This window comes from Acidovorax sp. (assembly GCF_046339755.1).
Lineage (GTDB): Bacteria > Pseudomonadota > Gammaproteobacteria > Burkholderiales > Burkholderiaceae_C > Acidovorax.
In genome coordinates, this window is sequence record NZ_JBKDTZ010000328.1 from 1 (window position 1) to 7,222 (window position 7,222).

A 7,222-nucleotide genomic window follows, 5' to 3' on the forward strand; every position below is an offset into this window, starting at 1 on the left:
ACATCCACCAGCCGGTCGAACACCTCCAGCCGCACCTGCAGGCCGGGGTGGCGCTCCACCAGGCGCGACAGCGCGGGCGCGACGATGCGCCGCCCGAAGCCAAAGCTGCTGCTCACGCGCAGCAGGCCACGCGGCTCTCGGCGCGTGACCGCCACCTCCTGAAGCAGTTGGTCCACATCATCGAGGATGCGCAGGGCCCAGTGGAACACGCGCTCGCCCTCTTCCGTGACGGCCACGCGCCGCGTGGTGCGGTGCAGCAGTTTCACGGCCAGGTCTTCCTCGAGCAGGCGGATGCGCTTGCTCACATAGGCCGGCGAGGTGCCCAGCTCGGTGGCCGCATCGGCGAAGCTCGATTTGCGCACCACCACGGTGAACACGCGCAGGTCTTCGTTGGAGGGTACTTTATGCACGAAGCGTGAACAATGGATGCACAGACGCCCGATTGTATTTTGGCGAGGGCTGTCCAACAATGCAGGCCACACACCCTCCACCCTCCAAGGAAGACATCTGATGAGCAGCACCACCCAGTACACCATCGCCGTGATTCCCGGCGACGGCATCGGCAAGGAAGTCATGCCCGAAGGCCTGCGCGCCGTGAAGGCCGCGGCCGAGCGCTTCGGCATCGCCCTCACCTACCGCACCATCGATTGGGCCAGCTGCGACTACTACGCCGAGCACGGCCAGATGATGCCCGACGACTGGAAGGCCCAGCTCTCGGACGTGGACGCGATCTTCTTCGGCGCCGTGGGCTGGCCGGCCACCGTGCCCGACCATGTCTCGCTGTGGGGTTCGCTGCTCAAGTTCCGCCGCGAGTTCGACCAGTACATCAACCTGCGCCCCGTGCGCCTGTTCGAAGGCGTGCCCTGCCCGCTGGCCGGCCGCAAGCCCGGCGACATCGACTACTTCGTGGTGCGCGAGAACACCGAGGGCGAATACACCTCGCTGGGCGGCATCATGTACGAGGGCACGGACCGCGAGATCGTGATCCAGGAGTCGGTCTACTCGCGCAAGGGCACGGACCGCCTGCTGCGCTTCGCCTTCGACCTGGCGCAGAGCCGCCCGCGCAAGCACGTGACCCTGGCCACCAAGAGCAACGGCATTGCAATCATCATGCCCTGGTGGGACAATCGTGCCGACGAGGTGGCCAAGGACTACCCGGAGATCACGCTGGACAAGCAGCACATCGACATCCTGACCGCACGCTTCGTGCTGCAGCCCGGCCGCTTCGACGTGGTGGCCGCGACCAACCTGTTCGGCGACATCCTGTCGGACCTGGGCCCCGCGACCACCGGCACCATCGGCCTGGCCCCCTCGGCCAACCTGAACCCCGAGCGCAGCTTCCCCTCGCTGTTCGAACCCGTGCACGGCTCGGCGCCCGACATCTATGGCAAGAACATCGCCAATCCCATCGCCATGATCTGGTCGGGCGCGCTGATGCTGGACTTTTTGACCCAGGGCCAGGGGGCCGGCCGCGCCGCGCACGACGCCATCGTCGCCGCCATCGAAGCCGCCCTGAAGGAAGGCCCGCTCACGCCCGACCTGGGCGGCACGGCCAACACCACCGAGCTGGGCCAGGCCATCGCGGCACGCATCGCCAAGGCCTGAGCAGGCAGGTGCATTGCGCTTCTCCCGACCGTGAAGCCGCGCGTTGATGGCGAGCAGGCATGACCGTGGCCAGCGGCCGCCGCGCAAGGGCCGCCCCGCCGCGCTGGCAGCGTCCCCCTTTCAGGGGGAAGGCGCGAAGCGACTCAGGGGGTCTTCCATTTGTGCCCGAACTGGTTGATGAGCATGCCCAGCAGCACGGCCCCGGTACCCGCCCACTGCGCGGGCGCGGGCTGCTCGCCCAGCACCAGCATGGCGGCCAGCAGGCCCACCACGGGGATCAGCAGCGAGAACGGTGTCACCCGCCCGGCCGGGTGGCGCTGCAGCAGCCGCGTCCAGAGGCTGTAGGCCAGCAAGGTGGCCAGCAGGGCCAGGTAGAGCACGGCGAACAGCGCCTGCCCGTTGAACGCAGCCAGTTGCGTCGCCACCGAGGCCGGGCCATCGAGCCACAGCGCCAGCGCGAAGAAGGGCACGATGGGTACGGTGCTGCTCCACACCACAAAGGGAAACGGCGCGTACTGCCCACCCACCCGCGCCGCAAAGCGCACCACCAGGTTGGACAGGGCCCACATGAAGGCGGCCCCCAGGGTGAGCACGAAGCCCGCCAGGCTCATCTGCAGCGCACCCTCGCCATGGGCGCTGGCGATCACCAGCAGCCCGCCGAACGCCACCGCCAGGCCCAGCCACTGCGCGGGTCGCGCGCGCTCGTGCAGCAGCGTGACCGCGAGGATCAGCGTGAAGAAGGCCTGGGTCTGCATGACCACCGAGGCCATGCCCGCCGTCATGCCCAGGCGCAGGCCCAGGAACAGCAGGCCGAACTGCCCCACGCCCTGCGCCAGGCCGTAGGCCACGATGAAGCGCCAGGGCAGCTGCGGCCGGCGCACGAAAAGCAGAAAGGGCAGCGAGGCCGCAACGAAGCGCAGCGCGCCCAGCAGCATGGGGCTCAGGGTCTGCAGCCCCATCTTCATGACCACGAAGTTCGAGCCCCAGATCAGGATGACCGCGAGCGCACAGGCCAGGTCGCCCTGCGAGAGCGCGCGCGGCGGCGCATCGCCCAACGCCGTCGCCGTGCTCATGCGCGGCTGCCCGCCAGGGTGCCGGCCACGGGCCGCCCCTGCCGCTGCCGCGCCGCGACGAAGGCATCGAAGGCCTGCGCACTGGTCTTGCGCGGCACATAGCCCAGTTGCTCCTTGAGGGCGGTGTTGAGCAGCACCGGCCGGTAGCGCAGAAAGTCGAGCTGCTCGGGGCCATAGCGGCTCACGCCCAGGCGCGAGCCCACGAACAATGCCGATTGCAGCAGCCAGGCCGGCAGGTCCAGCGTGGTCTTGCCCAGCCGCGCGGCGATCTGGTGGATGGTCAGCGCACCGTCGCCCGCCAGGTTGTAGCAGCCGGGCTCCGCGCCATCGAGCGCATGCAGCAGCGCGCCGCTCACGTCCTCGTCCCAGATGAAGACGAAGGGGCTGTCGCTGCCGCGGATGGCCAGCAGGCGCGGCTTTTCGAACAGCGCGGTGATCTGGTTGTCCACCCGCTCGCCCAGGATGGTGCCGATGCGCAGCACGGTCTGCGCCAGCGCGGGGTGGCTCTGGCGCCATGCGGCCAGCATCTCCTCGACCAGGCGCTTGTGGTGGGCGTAGGCAAAGGCCTCGTTGCCACGCAAAGGGTGGTCCTCGGTAATCCAGGGCGCATTGTCGGCATGGTAGCCGTAGGCCGCGCCGCTGGACGAGACGACCAGGTGCCGAACGCCCTGGGCCGCGCAGGCCTCAAGCACATTGCGCGTGCCGTTCACGTCCACGTCGTATTCGAAAGCCCGGTTCGAATCGCGGCCCGGCGTGACGATGGAGGCCAGGTGCACCACGGTGTCGATGGCATGGCGCTGCAGCGTGGTGGCCAGCGCCGGGTCGCGCACATCCTGGGCCTGGTAGGCAATGCCCGGCTGGCGGCGTTCGGCCGGCACTTCGCGCACATCCAGGGCGACCACGGTGCCCGTGTCCGGGCGCTGGGCGAGCGCTGCCACCACGCAACGGCCCAGGAAGCCATCGGCGCCGGTGACCAGGATGTTGCGGGCCCGCATGGTTGTGGCGCTCATGCCTGCTCTCCCAATGCCGCCACAGGCGCGCCCACCGGGTCCTTGCGGCCCCACCAACTGGCCAGCGCCAGCCCGGCGATGATGTCCCAGAAGCCCCAGACACCGGCCACCACGGCCATGCCGCCCAGGCCGCCGAAGAAGCTGAAGATCACCACCAGGCCCAGGCCCGCGTTGCGGATGCCGACCTCGATGGCCACGGCGCGCCGGTCGTAGTCCTGCAGGCCCGTGAAGCGAGCACACAGGTAGCCCGTGCCGAAGGCCAGCGCATCGTGCAGCGCCACGGCCAGCAGCACCATGCCCACATAGTCGAGGAAGAAGCGCCAGTTGCCCGCGATGGCGCCCAGGATGAAGCCGATGAGCGCCAGGAAGCTGACGATGCGCACGGTCTTCTTCACGCGCTGAGTGAGGCGCGGCAGGTGGTGCGCACACAGCAGGCCGAGCACGAAGGGCACACCAATGATGGCGACGATGTGGCCCACCATCTCCAGCGGGTCGAGCGCAATGGTCTTGAGCAGCGGCGCGGCCGTGGGGTGCATGCCGCCCCAGAACGCGAAGTTCAGCGGCATGGCCACGATGGCGATGGCATTGGAGATCGCCGTCATGGACACCGACAGCGCCACGTTGCCGCGCGCACGGTGGGTGAGGATGTTGGACACATTGCCCGGCGGGCAGCAGGCCACGAGGATCATGCCCAGCGCGATGCTCGGCCCCACGCCCAGCAGCAGCGTGAGCGCGAAGGTCACCGCGGGCAGCACAATGAACTGCGCGGCAATGCCCACGGCCATGGCCCAGGGCATCCTGGCCACGCGGCGGAAGTCGTCCAACCGTGTGTCGAGCGCAATGCCGAACATCAGGAAGCCCAGCACCACGTTGAGCAGCACCAGCGAGGCGGGGTTGAAGTTCAGGCGGATCTCGTCGACGGGCAGCATGCGTTGTCTCCTCGAAGTTCTTCTTGTCGTCGATCAGGCCAGCCCGGCCGACGCTTTTCGGACTGCCGCGCGGTAGGTGTCCTTGTGCACGTAGTAGGCCATGCGTTCGAGCTGCAGGTATTGGAAGCCGCCCGACAGGTCCGGCGGTGGGCCCTGCACCGCGGCGGTGAAGGCCTGCGCGGCAGGTGTGCCGGCATCGAGCGCCTTGAAGTAGCGCGCCACCAGCTCGGCCTGTTCGTAGCGGCCCTGCCAGCCGATGCCGCTGGCCTCGATCATGCCCAGTACTGCCAGGCGCCGCCGGCCGGGCGCAAAGATGTTCAGGTGCAGGCGCGGCGCCATGCCCTGCCAGTTGAGCAGTTCGCGCGCGATGAAGGGGTAGTGCAGCGTATAGCCCGTGGCGGCCAGCACCATGTCGTAGTCCTGCTGCGTGCCGTCCTTGAAGTGCACGGTGGCGCCATCGAAGCGCGCGATGTCGGGTTTCACATGGATGTCGCCATGGCCCAGGTGGTGCAGGATGAGCGAGTTCACGATGGGGTGCGATTCGTACATCCTGTACGTGGGCTTGGGAAAGCCGAAGCGCGTGGGGTCGCCCGTGAACCACTTCAAGACCGTGCTGTCCACCTTCTGCTTGAGCCAGGGCGGCAGCGGGCGCTTGCCGCCCAGTGTGTCGGCTGGCTTGCCGAACACGTACTTGGGCACGAAGTAGTAGCCGCGCCGCACCGAGATGTCCACGCTGTCGGCATAGTGCACCGCATCCACCGCGATGTCGCAGCCCGAATTGCCTGCGCCGACGATGAGCACGCGCTTGCCCTTGAACTGCTCGGCATGCTTGTAGGCCGAGGTGTGCAGCAGTTCGCCGCTGAAATGGCCCTCGAAGCGCGGCATGCTGGGCTCGGCCAGCGTGCCGTTGGCGATCACCACGCCCTTGTACTCGGCGCATTCGGTGCCGCCGTCTGCCGTGGCGATGGTCACGCGCCACAGGCAGTCTTCGCTGTCGGAAAGCGGTTCCACCTTCAGCACACGCACGCCGAAGCGGAAGTGCCTGCGCAGGTCGAAATGCTCGGCAAAGGCCGCGAAGTAGCGGCACAGCTCGCGGTGGCTGGGGTAGTCGGCCACGCTGTCGGCCATGGGAAATTCGCTGAACTCGGTGGTGCGCTTGCTCGAGATCAAATGGGCTGACGCGTACACCGTGGAGCGCGGGTTGGCGATGTTCCAGAGACCGCCTACGTCGGTATAGGCCTCGAAGCCCTGGAACGGGATGCCGAGCTTTTGCAGGTTGCGCGCCCCGGCCAGGCCCGAGGGGCCGGCGCCGATGAGCGCGATCATGCCCCGCGTGGCAGGCGTGGTGGTGTCCACGCAGGCCTGCAGGCCGGCGGGCGCGTGGCGGAGGTCGTCTTGCATCAAGGGGTGTGCTCGCGGGTGGAGTTCAACGGGGATCGGAGGGGGTTTGGGCGGAACCCGGCAGCCCCGGTATGGCGGTGGCGCCCGCCTCACCCACGCGCGGCTTGCGCGGCTGGCCGCGCAGCAGGCGGTCGGAGGTGGCGGCGGGCAGGCAGGCCAGCAGGCGCGACAGCCAGCCGATGTGCCGCGGCAGCACGATGTGCTCGCGCCCGCGTGCCACGCCGGCCAGCAGGGCTCGCGCGGCGGCATCGGGCTCCATCAGGCCGGGCATGGCGAAGCGGTTGCCGGCGGTAAGTGCGGTGCGCAGGTAGCCCGGGCTCACGGTGTGCACGGACAGGCGCGAACCCCGGCACTCGGCACGCAGGCTTTCGAGGTAGCGGATCAGCCCGCCCTTGCTGGCGCAGTAGGCGCCATTGCCGGGCATGCCGCGCCAGCCCGCGATGCTGGCCACGCCCACCAGGGCGCAGCGCGGCTCCTGCACGGCGTGGGCGCGCAATGCCTGCACGAAGGGCTGGAAGGTGGTGGCAGGGCCTAGCAGGTTGATCTCCAGCATGCGACGCATCACGGCCAGGTCGCTGGCCTCGGCGGTCTCAAAGCCACCTGCCACGCCGGCATTGGCGATCACCAGGTCGGGCAGGCCGGCACGTGCCATCCAGTCGGCGGCCACATGCCCCATGGCTGCAGCGTCGGCCACGTCGGCCGTGTACACCGCACAGCGCCCGGGCGCCGTGGCGGCCAGCGTATCGAGCACCTCGCGCTGCAGGCCCACCAATGCCACCTGCGCCCCCTGGGCCAGCAGTTCGCGCACCAGGGCCTGGCCCAGGCCGCCACAGGCGCCGGTCACGACGGCATTGCGAAAAAAGGCAGCGGATGGGGCCATGGGCAGCAGCGGTGCTTCAGGAAAAGGACTTGCGCCTACTGTATGGCAGGCCTTATAAATCCCGGAATATTTTCTTATTTCGTCTCGAAATCAGAGATTCATGACAGAAAGCACTGCTTCCGCTGCTGCCTCCCCCGGCCTGCGCCTGTTCGACCTGCTGGAGCTGCTGGTGCGCGAGGCGCGCCCGCTGAACCTGGCCGAGGACGTGGCCGACAGCGGCTGGCCCTTGCACAGCGTGCACCGGGTAGGCGATGCGGCCGTTCTCGACCCAGAAGCCGCTGGCGCCGCGCGAGTAGTCGCCGGTCACATAGTTCACGCCCTGGC

At 68.7% G+C, this 7,222-nt stretch carries 7 protein-coding genes and 1 pseudogene; 1 reads left to right on the forward strand and 7 read right to left on the reverse strand.

Going from position 1 to position 7,222, the window contains the following annotated elements; genetic code table 11:
• On the reverse strand, nucleotides 1-410 hold a 410-nt coding region (locus ACK59X_RS29180), incomplete at its 3' end, for a LysR family transcriptional regulator (protein ID WP_409962064.1).
• 100 nt (nucleotides 411-510) lie between these two features.
• Here ACK59X_RS29180 and ACK59X_RS29185 point away from each other — a divergent pair.
• The gene (locus ACK59X_RS29185) at nucleotides 511-1,605 is read left to right on the forward strand and encodes a tartrate dehydrogenase (RefSeq protein ID WP_409962066.1); all 1,095 of its coding nucleotides are present in this window, start codon (nucleotides 511-513) and stop codon (nucleotides 1,603-1,605) included.
• A gap of 143 nt (nucleotides 1,606-1,748) precedes the next feature.
• Here the strand turns inward: ACK59X_RS29185 and ACK59X_RS29190 are convergent, their stop codons facing one another.
• The 6 genes and pseudogenes from ACK59X_RS29190 to ACK59X_RS29215 all read right to left on the reverse strand — a co-directional run.
• Complete coding sequence (locus tag ACK59X_RS29190) at nucleotides 1,749-2,678, reverse strand: EamA family transporter (protein ID WP_409962068.1); 930 nt, start codon at nucleotides 2,676-2,678, stop codon at nucleotides 1,749-1,751.
• Nucleotides 2,675-3,688 (reverse strand): SDR family oxidoreductase, encoded by a 1,014-nt coding sequence (locus ACK59X_RS29195; protein WP_409962070.1) that lies wholly within the window; start codon nucleotides 3,686-3,688, stop codon nucleotides 2,675-2,677. The genes ACK59X_RS29190 and ACK59X_RS29195 overlap by 4 nt, the downstream gene beginning before the upstream one ends.
• Entirely contained in the window at nucleotides 3,685-4,617 is a 933-nt protein-coding gene (locus ACK59X_RS29200; protein WP_409962072.1) for a bile acid:sodium symporter family protein, read from the reverse strand. Before ACK59X_RS29200 ends, ACK59X_RS29195 begins: the two co-directional genes overlap by 4 nt.
• 33 nt (nucleotides 4,618-4,650) lie before the next feature.
• Nucleotides 4,651-6,018: a flavin-containing monooxygenase gene (locus ACK59X_RS29205; RefSeq protein ID WP_409962074.1), complete on the reverse strand. Its 1,368-nt coding sequence runs from the start codon at nucleotides 6,016-6,018 to the stop codon at nucleotides 4,651-4,653.
• A 25-nt stretch (nucleotides 6,019-6,043) separates the two neighbouring features.
• A complete protein-coding gene (locus tag ACK59X_RS29210; protein ID WP_409962076.1) occupies nucleotides 6,044-6,898 on the reverse strand; it encodes an SDR family oxidoreductase in 855 nt (284 codons plus the stop codon).
• A gap of 229 nt (nucleotides 6,899-7,127) precedes the next feature.
• Nucleotides 7,128-7,222: pseudogene (locus ACK59X_RS29215) on the reverse strand (metallopeptidase TldD-related protein); the annotation flags it as partial.

Bases quoted from the DNA above. Each gene is read 5' to 3' on its own strand.
- ACK59X_RS29185 (WP_409962066.1), top strand. From the start codon at position 511: ATGAGCAGCACCACCCAGTACACCATCGCCGTGATTCCCGGCGACGGC.
- ACK59X_RS29190 (WP_409962068.1), bottom strand. From the start codon at position 2,678: ATGAGCACGGCGACGGCGTTGGGCGATGCGCCGCCGCGCGCGCTCTCG.
- ACK59X_RS29195 (WP_409962070.1), bottom strand. From the start codon at position 3,688: ATGAGCGCCACAACCATGCGGGCCCGCAACATCCTGGTCACCGGCGCC.
- ACK59X_RS29200 (WP_409962072.1), bottom strand. From the start codon at position 4,617: ATGCTGCCCGTCGACGAGATCCGCCTGAACTTCAACCCCGCCTCGCTG.
- ACK59X_RS29205 (WP_409962074.1), bottom strand. From the start codon at position 6,018: ATGCAAGACGACCTCCGCCACGCGCCCGCCGGCCTGCAGGCCTGCGTG.
- ACK59X_RS29210 (WP_409962076.1), bottom strand. From the start codon at position 6,898: ATGGCCCCATCCGCTGCCTTTTTTCGCAATGCCGTCGTGACCGGCGCC.